This window comes from Baekduia alba (genome assembly GCF_028416635.1).
GTDB classification, from domain to species: domain Bacteria; phylum Actinomycetota; class Thermoleophilia; order Solirubrobacterales; family Solirubrobacteraceae; genus Baekduia; species Baekduia alba.
On the sequence record NZ_CP114013.1, the window covers coordinates 5037007 to 5056870 of the forward strand.

The 19864-nt window shown below is 72.7% G+C and carries 21 protein-coding genes; 5 read left to right on the forward strand and 16 right to left on the reverse strand.

Translation table 11 applies throughout. The annotated features are described in order from the left end of the window. Window positions 1–3: 3 nt before the first annotated feature. From mimD to DSM104299_RS25255, 6 genes are all read right to left on the reverse strand, one after another. Entirely contained in the window at window positions 4–354 is a 351-nt protein-coding gene (mimD, locus tag DSM104299_RS25230) for a propane 2-monooxygenase effector subunit MimD (RefSeq protein WP_272474430.1), read from the reverse strand. Beyond that, a complete protein-coding gene (locus DSM104299_RS25235) occupies window positions 351–1460 on the reverse strand; it encodes an aromatic/alkene monooxygenase hydroxylase subunit beta (protein ID WP_272474431.1) in 1110 nt (369 codons plus the stop codon). The genes mimD and DSM104299_RS25235 overlap by 4 nt, the downstream gene beginning before the upstream one ends. A gap of 20 nt (window positions 1461–1480) precedes the next feature. Next, window positions 1481–2527: a 2Fe-2S iron-sulfur cluster binding domain-containing protein gene (locus tag DSM104299_RS25240; protein WP_272474432.1), complete on the reverse strand. Its 1047-nt coding sequence runs from the start codon at window positions 2525–2527 to the stop codon at window positions 1481–1483. Between the two features lie 41 nt (window positions 2528–2568). Further along, window positions 2569–4218 (reverse strand): ferritin family protein, encoded by a 1650-nt coding sequence (locus DSM104299_RS25245; RefSeq protein WP_272474433.1) that lies wholly within the window; start codon window positions 4216–4218, stop codon window positions 2569–2571. Next, window positions 4215–5084: an IclR family transcriptional regulator gene (locus tag DSM104299_RS25250; protein WP_272474434.1), complete on the reverse strand. Its 870-nt coding sequence runs from the start codon at window positions 5082–5084 to the stop codon at window positions 4215–4217. The genes DSM104299_RS25245 and DSM104299_RS25250 overlap by 4 nt, the downstream gene beginning before the upstream one ends. A gap of 146 nt (window positions 5085–5230) precedes the next feature. After that, the gene (locus DSM104299_RS25255; protein ID WP_272474435.1) at window positions 5231–6811 is read right to left on the reverse strand and encodes a helix-turn-helix domain-containing protein; all 1581 of its coding nucleotides are present in this window, start codon (window positions 6809–6811) and stop codon (window positions 5231–5233) included. 159 nt (window positions 6812–6970) lie between these two features. Between DSM104299_RS25255 and DSM104299_RS25260 the strand changes: the two genes are divergently transcribed. Genes DSM104299_RS25260 through DSM104299_RS25270 form a run of 3 tightly spaced genes read left to right on the forward strand, consistent with a single transcriptional unit; the run spans window position 6971 to window position 8410 of the window. Continuing rightward, window positions 6971–7618, forward strand: a complete 648-nt coding sequence (locus DSM104299_RS25260) for a GPR1/FUN34/YaaH family transporter (protein ID WP_272474436.1) — start codon at window positions 6971–6973, stop codon at window positions 7616–7618. A gap of 4 nt (window positions 7619–7622) precedes the next feature. Beyond that, complete coding sequence (locus tag DSM104299_RS25265) at window positions 7623–7898, forward strand: hypothetical protein (protein ID WP_272474437.1); 276 nt, start codon at window positions 7623–7625, stop codon at window positions 7896–7898. A 32-nt stretch (window positions 7899–7930) separates the two neighbouring features. After that, window positions 7931–8410, forward strand: a complete 480-nt coding sequence (locus DSM104299_RS25270) for a hypothetical protein (protein ID WP_272474438.1) — start codon at window positions 7931–7933, stop codon at window positions 8408–8410. Between the two features lie 4 nt (window positions 8411–8414). Here DSM104299_RS25270 and DSM104299_RS25275 read toward each other — a convergent pair whose 3' ends face one another. The 9 genes from DSM104299_RS25275 to DSM104299_RS25315 all read right to left on the reverse strand — a co-directional run bounded on the left by DSM104299_RS25275 (window position 8415) and on the right by DSM104299_RS25315 (window position 17151). Beyond that, entirely contained in the window at window positions 8415–9497 is a 1083-nt protein-coding gene (locus DSM104299_RS25275) for an SDR family oxidoreductase (protein WP_272474439.1), read from the reverse strand. Continuing rightward, window positions 9494–10951, reverse strand: a complete 1458-nt coding sequence (locus tag DSM104299_RS25280) for an acyl-CoA carboxylase subunit beta (RefSeq protein WP_272474440.1) — start codon at window positions 10949–10951, stop codon at window positions 9494–9496. The genes DSM104299_RS25275 and DSM104299_RS25280 overlap by 4 nt, the downstream gene beginning before the upstream one ends. Continuing rightward, window positions 10948–12153, reverse strand: a complete 1206-nt coding sequence (locus DSM104299_RS25285) for a beta-ketoacyl-[acyl-carrier-protein] synthase family protein (protein ID WP_272474441.1) — start codon at window positions 12151–12153, stop codon at window positions 10948–10950. Before DSM104299_RS25285 ends, DSM104299_RS25280 begins: the two co-directional genes overlap by 4 nt. A gap of 2 nt (window positions 12154–12155) precedes the next feature. Further along, window positions 12156–13169 carry a 3-oxoacyl-ACP synthase III family protein gene (locus tag DSM104299_RS25290; RefSeq protein ID WP_272474442.1) on the reverse strand — a complete coding sequence of 338 codons (1014 nt, stop codon included), beginning with the start codon at window positions 13167–13169 and terminating at the stop codon, window positions 12156–12158. Between the two features lie 171 nt (window positions 13170–13340). Beyond that, complete coding sequence (locus tag DSM104299_RS25295) at window positions 13341–14210, reverse strand: ACP S-malonyltransferase (protein WP_272474443.1); 870 nt, start codon at window positions 14208–14210, stop codon at window positions 13341–13343. A gap of 78 nt (window positions 14211–14288) precedes the next feature. Further along, window positions 14289–14915, reverse strand: coding sequence for a response regulator transcription factor (locus DSM104299_RS25300; RefSeq protein WP_272474444.1), 627 nt, complete (start codon window positions 14913–14915; stop codon window positions 14289–14291). After that, a complete protein-coding gene (locus DSM104299_RS25305) occupies window positions 14912–16033 on the reverse strand; it encodes a GAF domain-containing sensor histidine kinase (protein WP_272474445.1) in 1122 nt (373 codons plus the stop codon). The genes DSM104299_RS25300 and DSM104299_RS25305 overlap by 4 nt, the downstream gene beginning before the upstream one ends. A gap of 55 nt (window positions 16034–16088) precedes the next feature. Further along, complete coding sequence (locus tag DSM104299_RS25310; RefSeq protein WP_272474446.1) at window positions 16089–16409, reverse strand: cupin domain-containing protein; 321 nt, start codon at window positions 16407–16409, stop codon at window positions 16089–16091. A gap of 79 nt (window positions 16410–16488) precedes the next feature. Then, window positions 16489–17151 carry a peroxiredoxin gene (locus DSM104299_RS25315; RefSeq protein ID WP_272474447.1) on the reverse strand — a complete coding sequence of 221 codons (663 nt, stop codon included), beginning with the start codon at window positions 17149–17151 and terminating at the stop codon, window positions 16489–16491. Window positions 17152–17290: 139 nt separating this feature from the next. Between DSM104299_RS25315 and glsA the strand changes: the two genes are divergently transcribed. Together glsA and DSM104299_RS25325 are read left to right on the forward strand one after the other, a co-directional pair. Continuing rightward, on the forward strand, window positions 17291–18268 hold the full coding sequence (gene glsA / locus DSM104299_RS25320; protein ID WP_272474448.1) for a glutaminase A: 978 nt from the start codon (window positions 17291–17293) through the stop codon (window positions 18266–18268). Between the two features lie 56 nt (window positions 18269–18324). Further along, window positions 18325–19284, forward strand: coding sequence for an endonuclease/exonuclease/phosphatase family protein (locus DSM104299_RS25325; protein ID WP_272474449.1), 960 nt, complete (start codon window positions 18325–18327; stop codon window positions 19282–19284). Window positions 19285–19287: 3 nt separating this feature from the next. Here the strand turns inward: DSM104299_RS25325 and DSM104299_RS25330 are convergent, their stop codons facing one another. Beyond that, window positions 19288–19857, reverse strand: a complete 570-nt coding sequence (locus DSM104299_RS25330) for an FMN-binding protein (RefSeq protein WP_272474450.1) — start codon at window positions 19855–19857, stop codon at window positions 19288–19290. Window positions 19858–19864 lie beyond the last annotated feature (7 nt).

The window sequence follows — 19864 nt, forward strand, 5'->3', positions numbered from 1 at the left end:
GGCTTATGCCCCCTCGACTGGCACGAGGTCGAAGCCGATGTACTCGGCCGCGTCCTCGGGGTTGGCGAACATCAGCACACGGTCGTCGAGCACGACCATGCGCCCGTAGTGCGTGGACATGATCTCCTCGAAGTCGTCCTGGCCGAACTCGGCCCACCCGAGCGCGTCGGCGATCTCCTGGAAGTCGAAGTCGATCTTGCTGATGCCGTCGACGCGGATCATCGACGGCAGCTCGCGGATCGTGATGTCCTTCTTGTCGGTCATCACCTGGGCGACGACGTAGCCGACCTGGTTGTTCATCAACGTGACGCCGGCCTGGTTGGACGAGGTCCGATCGGACTTGAACTCGGTCATGCGCGGATCTCCTTGGGGATGTCGAGGGTCAGGTCTTCGAGCAGGTCGGCCATGCGCGACTTGGAGCGCGACAGCGAGTCGTCGAAGCGCACGTGCTTCTCGGCGACCTGCGACCAGATCGGCTGCAGCTGCTGAGCGGCCTCGAGGCTCACGGGGATCCACTCGTCCAGCCACTGCTGCATCTGCGCCTTGTTGGCGGCGCCGTGCTCGGCGTCGTCGGCGAGCATCCGGAACAGGACGCGGGCCCCGCGCTGCTCGCGGGCGGTGTCGGACTCGCCGCAGCCCATCACGGTCGGGGTGACGAAGTCGCCCTGCAGCGCCGCGGCCTGCATCACGAAGCCGCTGCGGAACAGCTCGCCGACCAACGGCTCGAAGACCACGGCGGTCGCGAAGAAGGCCTGCGCCCAGTCGCGGATGCCGGTCAGCTTCTCGACGTTGGCGCGCGTGCCCTGCCAGACCGGATCGTTCTGCCAGGCGTCCTTGTGCGCGGAGCCGTCGAACTCCTCGATCTCCTCGGAGACCTCCAGGTTGTACAGGATGATGTCCTGCGCGAAGCGGAGCTTGTGGACGGCGCCCACGGCCAGCGCGTTGTTGATCATGTTGGTCGGCGCGTCGCGCTGGGCCGGCGTGTAGACGTGCATGCCCAGGCCATGCTCGACGTGCGCCCACGCGGAGACGTGGCGCTCGACGACCTTGACCCACGACCGGCTCCAGGCGTCGTAGGCGCCGGCCGCCTTGGCGTTGGCCAGCGTCTGGCTGATCTGCCGCACCGTGTTGGAGGCGTTGCGGTAGATCGACTGCTCCCACTCCTCGTTGGGATCGAGGAACGCGTGCCAGTCGGTGGACTTCAGCGCGGTCCACTCCTGCGGGTAGCCGGAGGACCCGTCGGCGAAGGAGTACACCCAGCCCTGGGTCAGGTGCCGCGCGGGATCGGGCTGCACGTCGACGGTGACGTCCTCGTACACGCTCGCCCGCCGCTTGCGCGGCTGGAAGTAGTTGTAGGACCGGCTGCGGGACGACGGGAACTCCTTGGCGCCGGCCTCCGCGTCGGTGAACACCGGCTTGGGGACGCTGCGCTCCGGCGTCACGGTCGTGTCTTCGGGCATGGTGCTCCTCTCGACCGCGGTCATTCCGCGGAGGTCGTGAACTTGTCGAAGTAGATGTGGGCCTCAGCGCACCCACGGCGCTCGAGCAGGGCGATCGCCGCGTCGACCATCGGCGGCGGGCCACAGAGATACGCGTCGACCTCGGTGAGGTCCTCTTCCATGCGGTCGACGACGTCGGTGATCAGCCCGGCCTCGCCGGACCAGCCCGTCTGCTCGTCGGCCTCGGAGAGCGCCGGGACGAACGTCATGTCGGGCAGGGCGCCGCCGAGGCGCTCCAGCTCCTCCAGGGCGAACAGGTCGTCCTCGGTGCGCGCGCCGTAGTAGAACGTCGCGGGTCGGGTGGTGCCCTTCTCGACCATCGACCGCAGCAGCGAGATGATCGGCGCCATGCCGGCGCCGCCGGCGATGAACACCAGCCGCCGCGGCGACGAGTCGCGCAGCGTGAAGACGCCGTAGGGCCCCTTGCACGTGAGCTGGTCGCCGACCTTGATCCCGTTGCCGTTGGCGCTCTCGGCCAGCAGGCCGGAGAAGTGGCCGCCCTCGTAGAGCTTGATCATGAACTCGAGCTCGTTGGGGTCGCCCGGCGTGTTGGCCATCGAGAACGAGCGGTGCTCGCCGTCGGCCGCCCCCGGGATCTGGATGTCCATGTACTGCCCCGCGGAGAACGCCACCGGCTCGGGGAGCCGGAGCACGAGGCGCCGGATGTCGCGCGTGAGGTCCTCGACCGCGGCGACCTCCGCCGTGGCCTCGACGATCGGCACCCCGCTGCGGATGATCTCCTCGTCGAAGTTGAGGAGCTCGATCTCGACGTCGCTCATCGCGTGCGCCCGGCAGAGCAAGGTGTAGCCCTCGGACTCCTCGAAGTCCGGCAGCGCGAACGTCGAGTAGCGGTCGAGGTCCACCTCCCCGTCGAGCAGGAACGACTTGCAGGCCGCGCACTGGCCCTCCTTGCACCCGTGCATCAACATGATGCCCTGGCGGAAGGCGGCGTCGAGGATCGTCTCGTCCTCGTCGACCTCGAGCTCGATCCCCACCGGCTCGAAGCGTGCGATGTGCTTCTCACCCATGGTGACGGGCTCGGTACGCGGCCTGCTCGGTCATCCGTCGCTCAGGCCTTCGCGGGCCGACCGGCGGGGCCGCCGGCCTTGTAGTGGGCGACGTGGGCTTCGCGGTCCTCGGTCGACATCTCGTTGAGCAGCACGTTGGGGCTGTTCAGCGTGATCCCGCGGACCTCGTCGAGCGTCCACATCTTCTTCGGATCCAGGTTCAGGTGCGGCTGCGGGACGAGCGTCTTGCCGTCGTCGCGGACGTACCCGAGGTCCTGCATGATCTCCGCGACGTCCATGCCGTGGTAGAGCGTCTCCCACTCGCGCTTGCCCGAGAGCTTGCCCATCGCCGGCGTCGGCCGGCCGTTGTACTCGGGGCGGAACGCGACGGCGTCGGTCCAGTGGCAGGTCTCCGAGCAGTACGTCCGGACCTGACCGTCGACCTCGTCGACGACCATGTCCTCGCGGATCAGGCAGGGGACCATGCAGGACCAGCAGCGGTGCGGGTACTCGTAGTCCGACAGGTCGGGCTCGAACGCGATCGGCTTGTGCCCGTTCTTGACGGACAGGTCCGCGTAGCGCTCCCACCACTTGCCGTACTTGTCGTACCAGCCCGGGTACTTGGACTCGAACCACTCGAAGTCCGTGTCGTCCATCGCGTCGATCCGCCAGTAGTTGGCGAACCAGCCGGTGGCGAAGAACTGCGCGACCTCGTGGACGTAGCCCTTGGTGTTGATGCGCTCCCACGCCAGCTCGACGAGGTCGTGCGGGATCGTCAGGCCGTACTTCTCCAGCGGGACGAGGTAGGAGCGGTAGTAGTCGTCGTAGATCCAGCGGCGCCAGGACTCGGCGTAGCTGTCGCGATCGGGACGGCGATCCTTCGTGCCGTACTCGATGAACGTGCCGATCGCCGCGTCGACGACGCAGTGGTTGTTCCACCACGCGTACCGCAGATCGCGCTCGAGCAGCTCGCGGTTGCGCTCGTCGGCGAGCGCCATGAGGATGATCGAGTACCCGTTGGAGATGTGGCGGGACTCGTCGGACTGCACCGAGTGGAACACCGTCGGCAGCAGGTAGTCGCCGTTGGCGGCCGCCTCGCCGGGCATCGCCACGAACAGCACGTTGGTGAACGCCGTCTCGGCCACGATCGTCAGGTAGACGTTCGCCGCGGTGATCGCGTCACCGGTGATGAAGCCCTCGCCGAACTGGCGGCCGATCGTGCCGGCGTAGCAGTTCGAGAACGCCTTCTCGGAGATGTCGAACCCGGCCGGGTCGATGTAGTGGTTCATGTACAACCGCTTGAGGTTCATCTGGATCGTCGAGTGGCGCACCTCGTCGATCATCTGAATCGCCAGGCCGTTGTGGACCTCGGGGTTCGGCACCGCGTTGATCGCCAGCGGCATGGCGCGCGCCGCGGAGATCTCCGGGAACGGGATGATGCTCAGGAACAGCTTCTGCCACTCCATCCAGCGCTCCTGGACCTGCCGGAACATGTTGCCGCGGATGGCGCCGTCCATCGCACCGAAGACCCGGTTGTCCTTCTCCTCTTCCATCGGGAAGTAGGAGCGCAGGACCTGCTTGAGCGGGTCCTTCTTGGGAGCCTTCTCGAACGTGTAGTCGGTGGGGTACTTGTCCACCGGTTCGACGAACGTCGGGTCCCAGGACAGCTCCTGGATCTTGTTGTGAGCCTTCGTGATGCTGGCTCTGCTCATGATGCGACTTCCTCTCCTATGGAGATGTCTGTTTGACCTGCGGAGGCGGCGGACGTTAGGTCCGGCCACCGGCGGGACTCAAGAACGGCGGGGTCTTCCGGGATCGCCGGAACCTGGGCGGGCGCCTCGGGGACCCCGAGGGCCGCGGAGGCGCGCAGCGCGACCTCGCGCAACGTGTTGGTGATGGCGTCGCGCTCGAGCTCGAAGCAGCGCGCCGACATCGAGACGCCGAGCGCCGCCACGGCCTGGCCGCGCACGTTGCGCACCGGCGCCGCCAGGCAGCAGAAGTCCTCGCGGAACTCCTCGACGTCGAAGGCGAGGTCGGTGGCGCGGATCTCGTCGAGCTGGTCGCGCAGCAGCGCGGGGTCGACGATCGTCACCGGCGTGAAGGTGCGCAGCCCGCGGGCGAGGTAGCGCTCCAGCCCGCGCTCGTCGAGCAGCGAGAGCGCGATCTTGCCCAGCGCCAGCGCGTGGGCGTTCTCGCCGATCCGCGCGCCGAGGCCGGGGATGCGCGGCATGCCCTGCCGGCCCCGGGCCAGCGGGATGACGACGTTGCCCGACTGCGCCGCGGCGAGGTAGACGCGCTTGTGCGTCCGCTCGAAGAGCTCGTCGAGGATGCCTTCCAGGCTGGTCGGCAGCCGGCCCGTCGTCGGCGCGCTGGGGACGAGCGCCGACGCGTCGGCGGTCAGGCGGTACGCGCCGCCGTCGCCGTGGACCACGAACCCCTCGCGACACAGCGTGTCGAGCAGGTTGTAGGCCGTCGACGTGCTCTTGCCCAGCCGCTGGGCGATCTCGTCTGCGCGCAGGCCGTCGGGGTCGGCGGCCAGCAGCGTGAGCAGGCGCAGCACGGTGCGCGCGGTGCTCACTCCACGACTGCGTGCCCCGGCGACGGCGGCAGGAAGGTGTGTGGCGATGCTCGGCTCCTAACCAGGGAGAACCGCCCGGACGGGGTCCGGGGCTGATCCGCCGGCCCCGGGAGGGGACCGGCAGAAGGCAGTGCACCACCGCGGTGTTACAGGTCCGCTACATCGCCGGCGGCGCGGCGCAGCGCGTGGGTCCGGGCGACGGCGAGGCTGCGCCGCGCGTCGGTGTACTCCAACGCGCCGAGCAGACGCTGCCAGGCCAGGAGGTCGGCTTCGCCGGCCGGCGTGCTGACCCACGACCACAGCGCCTCGGCGTCCTCGGAGGTCAGCACCGCCTGGCGCAGCCAGCGGTCGAGCTCTTCGCGGGCACGGACGATCCCGGGCGCGGTGGACGCGGGCAGCAGCGAGCCGGGGTAGGCCGCGGCGGCCTCGGCGACGGCGCCGCGGCCGAGCGCTGCGCGCACGCGCTTGAGGTCGGCGTCGACCTCGCAGGTCAGCGCGTAGCCGCCGGGCTCGAAGGCGTGCGGGAGCAGCTTGCGCAACCGGGACATCTCGACGCGGATGCTGCCGCCGTGGCCGGGCTCGCCGTAGAGCTCGGTCGACAGCGCGTCGGTGCCGATGCGCCCACGGTGCAGGACGAGCAGCGTGAGCAGCTCGGCGTGGCGGGGGCGCATGTGCAGCGGCGCGCCGGCGAAGACGGCCTCGGCCGGCTCGCCGCCGAGCAAGCGCAGGCGCAGGTGCGGGCGCACCGCCGGCTCGGACGTGAGCAGGACGCCGCGCGCGCTCGGGCCCGAGCGGCGGACGACGAACAGGTCGGCGTCCTGCACCGGCTCGGCCACGAGCTCGGTGCCCGAGCCCACGACGAGCGGTCCGCCGGTGCGCGGGATGACCCCGACGTCGGTGAGCATGCCGCGCGGATCCAGGATCACGCGGCCGCTGGCGGTCACCAGCGCGGCGCCCGCCGACTCCGGCCCGAGCAGCGCGGCGTACCGGGCGCGCAGCCGCTCGTCGGTCTCGTGCATCCGGGCGCTCAGCAGCTGCTCGACGGCCCGCGCGGTCGCGACGACGACCGACAGGCTGTGCGGGTGGACGCTGTTCATGTCGCCGGTCAGGTCGATGACGCCGAGCAGGCTGCCGGTGTCGGGATCGTTGATCGGCGCGGCCGCGCACGTCCAGCGCTGCACCGGCTCGGTGAAGTGCTCGGCGGCGAAGACCTGGACGGCGTGCTCGGCGGCGAGCGCGGTGCCGACGGCGTTGGTGCCCGCGCCGGACTCGCTCCACAGCGCGCCCTCGACGAAGTTCATCTCGTCGGCCGCGCGGCTGCGCAGCGTCACGTCGCCGCGGATGCTGAGCAGCATGCCGGAGGCGTCGCTGATGACCATGAGATGGTCGGCGTCGACCGACGCGACCGCCATGCACTCCTCGATCAGCGGCGCCGCGATGGCCAGCGGATGGCTGTCCCAGAGCGCCCGCGCCCCCGTCAGCTCCATCATCGACGGCGCGCTCTGGCGGCCGTGCGGATCGACGCCGGCGTCGCGCGAGCGCAGCCAGGACTCCGCGATCGGCAGCCGGATCGGCGGCGTGCCCGAGTCCTCGGCGGCGTCGAGCGCGCGGCCGTCGACGAAGCCCTCCCATGCGTCGCGCAGCTCGCGTGCGAGCTTCGCGGGGACCGTCGCTGCGTCGACCGCGATCCACGCGTTGCGCGCGGTCGGGCGTCGACTCTCCTCCACCTGCGTTGCCGACCCTGGGCCCATTCGGGCTCCTTTCGTCCAGCATTGCCAGAAGACCGCCGCCTTCTTGGCACTGGTGACTATCCACACTAGCGTCGCCGATCATCGAGGTCGAGGCCCAACCGGCTCCGACCAACCCGGTTGTCCCAGGAGGCAGAGATGTCGACCGTCGCAGAGCCCCTCAACAGTCCCGCCGTCGCCGCACCGGTCGCCGCGGCCGAGCCGGCGCCCTACATCGCCGGTGATCCGGCCATCCTCGGCCTGCCGATCTTCGTGGCCGGCTCGCTGGCGCTGGCGTTCGCGCTCGTGGGCTACGTCTCCCCCGCCGCCGTGGGCACCCCGGTGGCGATCATCATGGCCGCCACGGGCATCGGGCTCCTGCTCTCCACCGTCTGGGCCATCGCGCTCGGGCAGACGCTCGTCGCCTCGATCTTCGGGCTGTTCGCCGGCTTCTGGCTCAGCTACGGGATGCTCGTGCTGGGCCTCGTGCACGGCTGGTACGGCATCCCGCTCAAGGACGTCGTCCACACGATCGCGGAGTTCCAGATCACCTGGGCGATCGTGATGGCCGCGCTGACGATCGCGACGCTGCGGCTGCCGGTGGCGTTCACCGCGGTCATCGCGCTCGTCGTCCTCGCGCTGGTGCTGCTGATCATCGGCACGCTGCACCCGAGCGAGACGATGACCAAGGCGGCCGGCTACGTGTGCTTCGCCTTCGCGGGCCTCGGAATCTACCTCTTCCTCAGCGCCGCGTCGGTCGCCACCGGCGGTCGCGGCTACCCACTCGGCAAGCCGCTGATCCGCTGATCCGGTGGGCGTCGCCGAGGTCACGGTGACGGTCGCCGCCTCCGGCGCGGCGTACGTCGCGCTGGGCGTCGGCGCGCCGCCGGAGGTCCGCAACTCGGTGGAGCTCGACGCGCTCGACGCGGCCGACACGATCGGCGCGCTGGGCTCGCTCGTGCTCGACTTCGACCACTACGGCCGGCTCGTCGGCCTGCGCGTGCTGGATTCGGCGGACTCGGTGCTGGCGCCCTCCCTGCTCGAGTCCGCCGGTCCGGCACCGCTGGAAGACGACGTCCGTTCTTGACGGCGCGGGGTCGGCCGGAGGAGCCTGGCTGGATGTCCGCATCCGACGCCACCGCGGTTCCCTCCCTCGTCGACAGCCTCAAGGCCTACATCGACGACCTGCCGGAGGCCGAGCAGGCCGACGCCCTGCACCAGGTCTTCTACGGGTTCTACACGCGCGTGGCGATCATCGACCGGACGACGCACGAGCTGGCGACCGCCGCGCGGGCGCAGGACGACGGGCTCGACGACCTCGCCCCGGCGCTGGCCGAGGCGCTGCGCGACAACGCGCTGTTCGTCGGCCAGGAGCTGTTCGCCAGCCGCGTGCGGACGATGGCGGCCATGGCCTACGTGTCGGCGCGGCTGGCCGAGCGCCTGGAGGCCCAGGGCGCGGACGTGCCGGCGTTCACGCTGACGCACGCGGTCGCGTTCGACGAGGCCAGCGGCGCGCTGAAGACCTATGACTTGTCGCGGCCGGGCGAGCACCCCGACCTGCCCTACGCGCCGGCCGCGTACGACCCGCGCCAGGACTGACGGCTCAGGCCGCGGGCTGCACGGCCGCGGCCAGCTCCCCGACGTCCCAGCGCCGGCGGCACGCCTTGCCCCAGCGCGCCTCGTCGGCGTAGCGCAGGAGGTTGGCGAAGTAGCTCTCCAGCGGCGGCGCGACGAAGCCCATGCGGCTCGCCGCGTCGGTGCGGAAGACGCCGGGCACGCGGAAGTAGGGCAGGAACGCGCCGGCGCGCTGCTCGACCTCGGGCGCGGTGCCGGGCGCGACGAAGTCCGGCAGCGCCGCGCCGAAGGCCCGGGCGGCGAGCTCGGTCAGGCGGCGCGCGGTCGGCGCGTCGTCGCCGGCCACGACGTGGAACGTGCCGGAGCGCTCCGGCCCGTCGGCGAGCGTCAGCAGCGCGTCGGCCACCGTGTCGACCGGGACGATGTCCACGCGCGCGTCGGCGTCGGCGGGCACGACCGGGAACAGGCCGCGGGCGAAGGCGCGCAGCGGCCAGTAGATGACGTTGAACGCGGGCGTCCAGCCCGTGCGCGAGTCGCCGACGACGATGCTCGGGCGCAGGATCGACGTGCACGGCAGCCCGGCGTCGAGCACGTGGCGCTCGGCGATCAGCTTGGTCTGCTCGTAGGTGTTGCGCGGGCGCTGCCCGACGTCGCCCTCGGACTCGCAGTACGGGCCGGGGCGGTCGCCGGCGACGTAGGCGGTCGAGACGTGGACGAAACGCTCCAGCCCGGGCGCGCGCGCCGCGAGGTCGAGCATCGCGCGCGTGCCGCCGACGTTGATCGCGTAGGCCTCGTCGTAGGGCAGCGTGAACTGCACCGAGGCGGCGCAGTGCACGACGGTGTCGATCTCGGCGGCCAGCGCGTCCAGGGCGGGCTCGTCGAGGCCGAGGCCGGGCTGGTCGAGGTGCGCGGCGACCGCGCGGACGCGGCCGGGGACGATCGCCTCGGGCGGCAGCAGCGTGGCGAGCGTCGCGTCCAGGCGCGCCTGCGCCGCGTCGGCGTCGTCGGCGCGGATCAGCGCGACGATGTCGCGGTCGGTGCGCTCGATCAGCCGCACCAGCAGCTCGCCGCCGAGGAAGCCGGTCGCCCCGGTGAGCAGGAGCCGGCTCACAGCGGGAGGTTCCGGGCCGGGCGCGCCGGCCGATCGAAGGAGCTGAACGTCTGCAATGCGCTCACCATCCGTTCCCGTGTCCCCGACGGGGGGACGATCTCGTCGATGACGCCCTCGGCGGCCGCGCTGGTCGCCGTCAGGTGCCGTTCCGCGTACTGCGCGGCCAGCGTGTCGCGCGCGGCGGGCCGGTCGTCGGCCGCGGCCAGCTCGCGCCGGTGCACGATGTCGACCGCCTGCTTGGGACCCATCACGCCGATCTGCGCGCGCGGCCAGGCGAGGACGAGGTCCGCGCCGAGGTCGCGCGAGTTCATCGCGATGAAGGCCCCGCCGAACGCCTTGCGCAGCACCACGGTCATCCGGGGTACCCGGGCCGCGGCGAACGCGTGCACGAGCTTGGCGCCGTGGCGGATCACGCCGCCGGCCTCCTGGCGCGTGCCGGGCAGGAAGCCCGGCGTGTCGACCAGGACCACGAGCGGGATCCCGAACAGGTCGCAGGTCTGCACGAAGCGCGCGCCCTTGGTCGCCGACTCGGCGTCCAGCACGCCGCCCAGGTAGCGCGGGTTGTTGGCGATGATGCCGACCGAGCGGCCGTCGATGCGCGCGAAGCCGGTGAAGAGGTTGCGCGCCCAGCGGGGCGACACCTCCAACAACCGCCCGCCGTCGACCAGCAGGCGCGCGACGTCGCGCACGTCGTAGACCTTCCGGTCCTGCGACGGCACGGGCGCGTCGGGGCGGTCGCCGCCCGGCTCCAGCGTCGGCCAGCGCGTCGGCGCGACGCCGGAGTGCTGGGGCAGGTGGTCGAGGAGGTCGCGGACGGTCCACGCGGCCTCGACGTCGTCTTCGACGACGAGCTGGCAGACGCCGTTGCGGTCGTGGACCTTGGGGCCGCCGAGCGTCGCGGCGTCGACGTCCTCGCCGGTGACCTCGCGGACGACGCCGGGGCCGGTGAGGAACATGGAGGCCTTCTTCGTCATCACCACGAAGTCGGTCAGCGCCGGCGCGTAGGAGCCGCCGCCGGCCGAGGCGCCGCAGATGACGCTGATCTGCGGCACGACGCCGGAGAGCAGCGTGTGCGCGCGGAAGATCCGGCCGTAGCCGCACAGCGCGGCGACGCCCTCCTGCAGGCGCGCGCCGGCCGACTCGATGAAGCCGACGACGGGGATCCGCGCGCGCTCGGCGACGCCGAGCACGCGGACGATCGAGTCGGCCTGGACCTCGCCGAGCGCGCCGCCGAGGTAGGACGGGTCCTGCGCGAAGCAGGCGATCGGCCGGCCGTCGACGCGGCCGGTCGCGGCCAGGACGCCGTCGCCGGCGATGGCGCGCTCGCCCATGCGCTGCGACAGCGCCTCGCCGCGGATCAACTGCAGCGAGCCGGGGTCGGTCAGCGTCTCCAGGCGCGCGAGCGGATCGAGCTTCTCGACCGGACGGCGCTCGACGAGCGAGAGCGTGGTCATGCGGCCGCCTCCACGATGAGCGACGCGTTGTGGCCGCCGAAGCCGAAGGAGTTCGACAGGCCGATCGCGCGCACGTCGTTGGGCAGCGCGCGGGCGACCGGGACGTAGTCGAGGTCGAGCCCCTCCTCGGGCTCCTCCCAGCCGATCGTCGGCGGCGCGACGCGGTCGCGCAGCGCGAGCAGCGTCGCCACGGCCTCGACGGCGCCGGCCGCGCCGAGCGAGTGGCCGGTGGCCGACTTGGTCGAGGAGACCGGCGTGCTCGCGGCCGCGGCGCCGAGCGCCTGCTTGATCGCGGCCGTCTCGGCGCGGTCGTTGAGCGGCGTCGAGGTGCCGTGGGCGTTGATGTAGGCCAAGTCCTCGGGCGCGAGGTCGGCGTCGCGCAGCGCGTTGGCGATCGCCCGGGCGCCGCCGGCGCCGCCCGCGTCGGGCGCGGTCAGGTGGTGCGCGTCGGCCGTCGCCCCGTAGCCCAGGACCGTCCCGAGGATGCGCGCGCCCCGTGCGCGCGCCTTGTTGCCGTCCTCCAGGACCAGGACGCCGGCGCCCTCGGCCAGGACGAACCCGTCGCGGCGCGCGTCGAACGGGCGCGACACGCCCGTCGGCGACAGCGCGCTCATGGAGCTGAACGCGGCGCGCGTGAGCGGCGTCAGCGCCGCCTCCGAGCCGCCGGTGACGACCGCGTCGGCCTCGCCGTGCTGGATCATCCGCAGCGCGGTGCCGATCGCGTGCGACCCGGCCGCGCAAGCCGACATGACGCCGAACACGGGGCCGCGCAGGTTGTGGCGCAGCGACAGCGCGGCCGCGCCGGCGTTCCCCATCATCAACGGGACGGCGAGCGGCGAGACCGCGCGGGCACCCGAGTCGCGCAAGGTGTCGTGGTTGTCCTCGATCGTGCCGATGCCGCCGATGCCGGTGCCGATGACCGCGCCGATGCGGTCGGGGTCGTAGGGCAGCTCGTCGGCCCAGCCGGCCTCGGTCAGCGCCTCGTCGCACGCGCCGATGGCCAGCTGCGTGAAGCGGTCCGCGCGGCGGGCCTGCTTGCTGGAGAGGAAGTCGGTGGGCTCGAAGTCGGCGCACGCGCCCTCGCCGCTCTCCAGGCCAGAGGCGCCGGCGAGCCAACGCATGTGCAGCGTGCGGGCGCCGACGCCCAGGGGCGTGATGGCGCCGACACCGGTGACGACGACGTCGGGGATGTCCTTGTTCATGGTCAGTTCTCCTCGGCGGTGGGACGGAGCTCGATCAGCAGCGCGCCCGCGGCGAAGCCGGCACCGAAGGCGGTGAGCAGGAGCAGGCCCTCGTCGGGCAGGCGCCCGTCGGCGCGCGCCGCGTGCAGCGCGAGCGGGATCGTCGCCGCGCCGGTGTTCCCGACGTGGGCGATCTCGTCGGCGACGCGGGCGGGATCGAGGTGGAGGCGGTCGGCCAGCGCGGCGGTGATCCGCGCGTTGGCCTGGTGGGGGACGACGAGGTCGACGTCCTCGACGTCGACGCCCGCCTCGGCGAGGACGGTGCGGCAGCAGCGCTCCATGCCGGCGACGGCGCGGGCGAAGACGGCCTGGCCGTCCATCTCGACGAGCCGGTCGTGGTGGCGGACGACCAAGGCGTAGTCCTCGTCGGGCTCGGCGATCAGCGTCGAGGTGCCGAGCAGGTGGCGGCCGTTGGCGGTCAGGACCACGGCGCCGGCGCCGTCGCCGAACAGCGCGGCGGTCTTGCGGTCGTCGTGGTTGGTGAGGCGCGCGAGCGCGTCGGCCGCGATGACCAGGACGGTCGCGGCGCGGCCGGACTCGATCAGCGCGGCGCCCTGCTCGAGGCCGGCGAGGAAGCCGGTGCACGCGAGGTTGACGTCCCACGCCATCGCGGCCGACGCGCCGAGGCGGCCGGCGATCAGCGGCGCGGCGGCGGGCATGACCTCGTCGGCCGACGCGGTCGCGACGAGGACGGCGTCGAGCTCGGCGGCGTCGACGTCGGCGTCTTCGAGGGCCGCGCGGGCGGCGCGCTCGCCGAGGTCGGCGATCGTCGCGCCGGGCGCGAGCCTGCGGCGGGAGAAGATCCCGGTGCGCCGCGTGATCCAGTCGGGCTCGACGCCGACGCGCGCCGCGACGGCGTCGGTGGAGACCGAGGCCTGCGGGAGCGCGACGCCGAGGCCGGCGATCCCGGCGCGGCGCAGGGCGCGCGCGGCGGAGGCGACGGGCTGGTCGAGGTCGGCGAGGTCGAGGGACGCCATCAGCCGCGACGCGCCGGGGCGGCGCCGGTCGTGGGGACGGCGAGCCGGGTGGAGGCCACGCGCACGGCGGCGACCCTGCGCGCCAGCTCGGCGGCCGCGGCGCGGCGCGCGTCGGGGAGGACGATCGTCCTGGGGGAGCTAAGCGGCGAACCGCTTGCGAGCCCCAGCGAGCTAAGCGGCGACATCAGCGGGCTCCAGGAGCGAGGCGGCGGAGGCGGCCGCGGCGTTGGCGACCGTGCGCGGAGCGAGCTTGGCGAGGACGCGGCCGGGGCCGGCGTCGACGAAGGTCGCGATGTCGTCGGCGGCCAGCGCGGCCATCGTCTCGCGCCACCGGACCGGCGACGTCAAGGCCTTGGCCAACTCGACCCGTGGGTCGGTGAACGCGGCGGCGGTCGCGCAGGACACCACCTTGACGCGCGGCGCGCGGAACTCGGTGGCGGCCAGCGCCGCGGAGAACGGCGCGACGGCGTCGGCCATCTGCGGCGAGTGGAACGCGCCCGCGACGTCGAGCATCATCGCCCGCAGGCCCTGGGCGCGCGCGTCGTTTCCGGCGCCCTCCAGCGCCGCGCGAGCGCCGCTGAGGACGACCTGGTCGGGCGCGTTGTCGTTGGCGACGGTCACGCCGTGGCGGGCGGCCAGCGCGGAGGCGCGCGCGGGCGTGCCGCGCAGCACGGCGAGCATCGTGCCGCCGCCGCTGGCGGCACCGGCCTCGGCCATCAGCCGGCCGCGCAAGACCACCAACTTGAGCGCGTCGAGCTCGTCGAGCGCGCCCGCCGCGGTGAGGGCGGTGATCTCGCCCAGCGAGTGGCCGGCCAGCGCGACGGGGTCGACGCGGTCGGCGAGGCGCGTCCAGTTCGACAGCGACGCGCAGAAGATCGCGGGCTGGGCGAACGCGGTCGACTCATCGACGCGCGCAAACGGGTCGTCGCCGACCAGCTCGATCACGGCGTCGAGCAGGTCCGGGCGGACGTCGTCGCGCATGCCGGGCGTCTGACTGCCCTGGCCGGGGAAGAGAACGGCGGTGCGGGAGGCGGAGAGCACGACCCCGAGGCTGGCGGCTGGGGGCGTGGTCCGCAAAGGAACCCCCCACGTGGGGGGACGGCGACCCCCCGACTCCGGTCAGCCCAGGATGCCGAGCCGCTGCGCGCGCAGGACGGCGTCGGCCCGGTTGCGCGCTTCCAGCTTCCGGTACATCGCGCTGGCGTGCTCCTTGACCGTGTGCGGCGAGAGGTGCAGCTCCGCCGCGATCTCCCGGTTCGTCGCGCCGGTCGCCACGAGCTCGAGCACCTCCTGCTCGCGCGTCGTGAGGTTCGGCCCGGCCGGCTGGGCGGCGGTGTCCTCGGGCTCGAACATCGACATCCCGAGCCCGACCATCCGGACCGCACGGGCGATGTCGACCGCCGGCCAGTCCTTGGGGACGAAGCCGGTCGCGCCGCACGCGCGCGCCGCCTCGGCCGAGATCCGGCCCGCGCCGGAGATCAGCAGGACCTTCACGCCGCGGCGGGCGAGGTGGAGCTGCTCGCAGATCTCGGGCCCGGACTCCTCCCCGACGAACAGGTCGACGAGCGCGACGTCGGGCTCGTGGCGGCGCGCGAGCGCGATCGCCTCCTCGCCGGTGCGCGCCGACAGGCAGCGCTCGACCCAGGGCAGCTCGGACAGCATGACCCGGAAGCCCCAGTGCACGACGTCGTGGTCGTCGACGACGAGGACGCGCAGCTTGCGGTCGGGCGCCGCCGCCCCGTTCACGGCGTCGCCTCCAGCGGCACCGCGAGCCGGACCTGCCAGCGCCCGTTCGGCCGCGGGCCGAACTCGACGACGCCGCCGACGTGGATCGCCTCCAGCGCCGCCAGCCGCAGGCCCATCCCGGGCGCGCCCGGCGCGCGCTGGCCGGTCACGCCGTCGTTGAAGACCTCCAGGACGAAGACCTCGTCCTCGCGCCGCACGCGCACCGCGATCTCCGAGGCGACCGCGTGCTTGCGCACGTTGCGGACGGCCTCGGTCAGCACCGACTGGGCCAGCGGCTCCAGCGCGGTCGGGACCTCCGGCACGGCGCCCTCGACGCGCAGCCCGAGGTCGGCGTGCTCGACGCTGAGGCGCTGCAGCTCGGCGGCCAGCGTCGTCCCGGTCTCGCGCGACGGGCGGCCCAACGGCCGCTGCAGCGCGGAGCGCAGCTCGCTCAGCGCGGTCTGGATCTCTTCACCGGCGCGCTCGCGGGCCTGGTCGTCGAGCGGGCGCGTGAGCACGAGCGAGACGCCGAACAGGCGCTGGATCACGCGGTCGTGGATGTCGCGCGCGAGGTCTATGCGGTCCTCGAGCTGGCGCGCGCGCTCCCCGTGGAAGGTCGCGATCCGGGCCATCGCCGCGAGCGCGAGCGTCTTGCCCAGCGTCCACAGCAGGTCCTTGCGCGCGTCGTCGAGCGGCGTGACCTCCGGGTTGGGCTCGACGAGCATGACGCCCGGCCAGCGGTTGGCCGCCGCGATCGGGACGTAGACGAGCGGGCGGTCGCCGACGAGCTCGACGAACTCGGGCGCGACGAAGTGCTCCTCGCCCGGCAGGACCTCGATGACGCGGTCCTCGGCCAGCGCGGTCGCGGCCAGCGGAGCGACCTCGACGCTGATGTGCGTGTGGCTGAACGCGGCCGGGTCGATGCCGTGCGCGCCGGCGACGCGGACCCGGCGCGACGCGTCGTCGTAGCGGAAGATGATCGCCCGGCGCATGTCGGCCAGGCGGCAGACGGCCTCGGCCAGGTGCGAGTAGAAGTGCTCCTCGGCATCGGCGTCGGCCGGTCCCGAGAGGACCTCGACGAGCAGCTCCAACGCCGGGATCGCCCCACGGGCCTGCGACCGCTTCGTGCCGGGTTCCACGGACGGCATCGTCGCGCAGCGCGGCCCATCGGGGGGCTCGCACCCCCCAAATGGGTTACGCGTCGCTCGCCCCCGGATGGCCGTCGCCGGGCCACGGGGCGAGCACGATGAGCAGCCGCGCGTCGGTGACCGCGCGGACGGCGTGGCGCTCGTTGGGGTCGAAGACCGCGGCGAGGCCGGGGCCGCCGGTCGTGCCGGCCAGGTCGACCTCGCCGTCGATGACCACGACGTACGCGCGCTCGTGGACCTGGTGGTCCTGCAACTCGTCCCCCGCCGGCAGCGCGATCAGGATCGACCGCGCCTCGCCCCGCGCCGAGTGCAGCACGACGGGGTTGGGCCGATCGACGGGCAACGTGCGCAGATCCCAGTGCTCCATAGTGGAAGCGAGCCTACGCCGATCGGCGCGCGCGCCCCGCCGCACATGCCGGCGGCGGGGCTGCGCGACAGCCGAGTCCCTAGGCCGCGGGGTCCGGGACGGTCCGGATGTAGGGGCGCGCGCCGCCCCAGCCGTCGGGGTACTTCTCGCGCGCGGCCTCGTCGGACACCGAGCCGGCGATGATCACGTCGTCGCCCGGCTGCCACTGCGCCGGCGTCGCGACCGCGTGCTGGCTCGTGCGCTGGAGCGAGTCGATCACGCGCAGGACCTCGTCGAAGTTGCGGCCGGTCGTCATCGGGTAGATCAACACCAACTTGATCTTCTTGTCCGGGCCGACCACGAAGACGTTGCGCAGCGTGGCGTTCTGAGCCGGGGTGCGCTCGGTCGGGTCGCCCTCGACGTCGGCCGGCAGCATCTCGTACAGCTTGGCGACGCTGTGGTCGGAGTCGGAGATGATCGGGTAGTTGGGCGCGGTGCCGCCGATCGCCTGGATGTCCTCGGCCCACTTCTCGTGGTTGCCGACGGGGTCGGTCGACAGGCCGACGATCTTGGTGTTGCGGCTGTCGAAGTCCGGCTTGATCGACGCCATGTAGCCGAGCTCGGTCGAGCAGACCGGGGTGAAGTCGCGCGGGTGGGAGAAGAGCACGGCCCAGCCGTCGCCGATCCAGTCGTGGAACGCGATCCGCCCCTCGGTGGTGTCTGCCTCGAAGTCGGGAGCGGTGTCGCCGATGGTCAATGCCATTTCAAGCCTCCTGCTGGAATTCCGGTCGGGATTCGTTGGTATAGCGATGGTACTCGCTACACGCACCCGCTCCGGATTCCGTCGGCACCGACACCTCCAGGCGCGCGCCGGCCGCGCCGTAGGCTGCGTCGGAGCCGCGATGCCCGACGACCCCTACATCTCGACCGGAAGCCTACCGCCCGCCGCCGACGTCCAGGCGCTGCTCGACGAGGCGCACGCGCGATTCGCCGGGATCGCCGACGGCGAGACGTCCGACGTCTACCCCGCCCTCGCCGTCGTGCCGCCCGACCTGTTCGGGATCGCCGTGGCCTCGACGGATCGGACGGTGCTCACCACCGGCGACGCCCAGCACGCCTTCACGATCATGAGCGTCGCCAAGCCGTTCGTGTTCGCCCTGGTCTGCGACCGCCTCGGCGCCGACCTGCTGCGCGACCGCATCGGCGTCAACGGCACGGGCCTGCCCTTCAACTCGCTGGCCGCGGTGGAGCACAGCGCGGACGGCCGGACCAACCCCATGGTCAACGCCGGCGCGATCGCGACGACGAGCCTCGTCCCGGGCGCGACGGTCGCCGAGCGCTGGGCGTTCGTGCGCGACGGGCTGTCGGCGTTCGCGGGCCGCGCGCTGGACCTCGACGAGGAGATCCTCGCCTCGGCCCGCGCGACCAACGCCCGCAACCAGGGCCTGGCGCGGCTGCTGCAGAGCTACGGCCGGCTGTACGCCGACCCGGCCGAGGCGGTCGACCTCTACACCGGCCAGAGCGCGCTGTCGGTCACCGCGCGCGACCTCGCGGTGATGGGCGCGACGCTGGCCGACGGCGGCGTCAACCCCGTCACCGGCCGGCGCGTGGTCGACGCCGCGACCTGCCACGCGACGCTCGCGGTCATGGTCACCGCCGGCCTGTACGAGACCTCCGGCGACTGGTTCTACGACGTCGGCCTGCCGGCCAAGAGCGGGATCGGCGGCGGCCTCGTCACGGTCTCGCCCGGCAAGGGCGGGATGGGCACGTTCGCGCCCCGCCTCGACGCGGCGGGCAACAGCGTCCGCGGCGCGCTCGTCGCCCGCCACCTCTCGGCGCGGCTCGGGACCGACCTGCTCCTGTCGGCCCCGGACCGCTGAGGCGCCGCAGAGCTTTTCCCATCGGAGCACCGCGGTGAGCTACGCTCAGCGTTCTCATGCCCCCGTTCCCGAAGCCCCGCTTCGCGTACGCGTTCGCCGTCGACGACCAGCTCGCGGCGCTGCGGAAGTGGCGGGACGAGAAGTCGGGCCGGCAGATCCCGAAGCCGCGCGCCGGCAACCTGGTGCTCGCGACCTGGAACGTCGCCAACCTCGGCGTCCAGGAGCGCACCGACGACGCCTACCGGCTGATCGCCGAGATCGTCAGCTGGTTCGACCTCATCACCGTGCAGGAGGTCAACGCGAACCTGGACGGCGTCCTGGCGATCCGCAAGCACCTGCCCGCCGGCTACGCGCTGCTGTTCTCCGACGCGTCGGGCAACCGCGAGCGCCAGGCGTTCTTCTACGACACGGCGCGCGTCACCCAGCTCGAGGAGGTCGGCCGGCTCGCGATCCCGCCGGCCAAGCTCGACCAGATCAGGCTCCCGGGCACCACGACGGTCTTCGAGGGCTTCGACCGCGGCCCGTACCTCGGGACGTTCCAGGCCGGGAAGTTCGAGCTGATGCTCGCGAGCGTCCACCTGTTCTTCGGCTCGACCAAGCCGGCCGACCTCGAGCGCCGCACGCTCGAGACCTTCGCGCTGGCGTGGTGGGCCAAGAAGTACCACTTGGACAAGACCACCTACGTGCCCGACCTCGTCCCGCTCGGGGACTTCAACCTGCCCAAGGCGGTCAAGGGCGACCGGATCTTCGACGCGCTGACCTCGCGCGGCCTGGTGGTGCCGCCGCACTCGTCGCAGATCGGCTCGTCGATCGCCAGCGACAACCAGTACGACCAGGTCGCGTTCTTCCCCGGCGAGTCCATGACGCGCTTCACCGGGCAGATGAGCGTCTTCGACTTCGACGGCGCGCTGTTCCAGGACCTGCTCGCGCAGCGCGGCCGCGACGACTTCCTCGCCTGGATGCGCTACTACCTCTCCGACCACCGCCCGCTGTGGGCGGAGTTCCGGACGACCTGAGCGTCAGCCCTGCGGCGAGGCGAACCCGGGCGGGACGCCGTCGCCGTCGCCGGGGCCGCCGTGGTCGTCGTGCTCCGGGACGTCGGGCACGGTCGACGTCCCGCGGCTGCCGTCCGCGGCCTTGAAGCCGGCCTTGTCGAGCGCCGACTGCAGCGACGCCTCGTAGCTGGCGCTGGTGATCGTGGCGCCGCTGACGGTGTCGATCGCGGCACTCTGCTTCTGCAGCGCGCTCTGCTGCAGGAGCGGCTCGGCGCCACCGCTGATCTGGACCGACTTGGGGTCGTTGCCCTGGAGCTGGAGCGCCTCGATCCTGGTGATCTTGCCGCCGGCGATCGTGATGCGGACCTGCGCGTTGCCGTAGCGCGTGGCGATCGCGGTGCCGGTGACGACCTTGGTGCCGGAGGTGGTCGTCGTCTCGGGCGTGGTCGTCTTGGGCGTGCTCGACGAGGGCGACGGCGTGCTCGCCGGCGACGCCGCGGCCGCCGTGGGCAGGGCCGGCTCGTGCGGCTTGAAGTTGAGCACGGCGACCATGCCGGCGACGGTGGCGGTGACGACGATGGGAGCGCGGCGCAAGATGGTG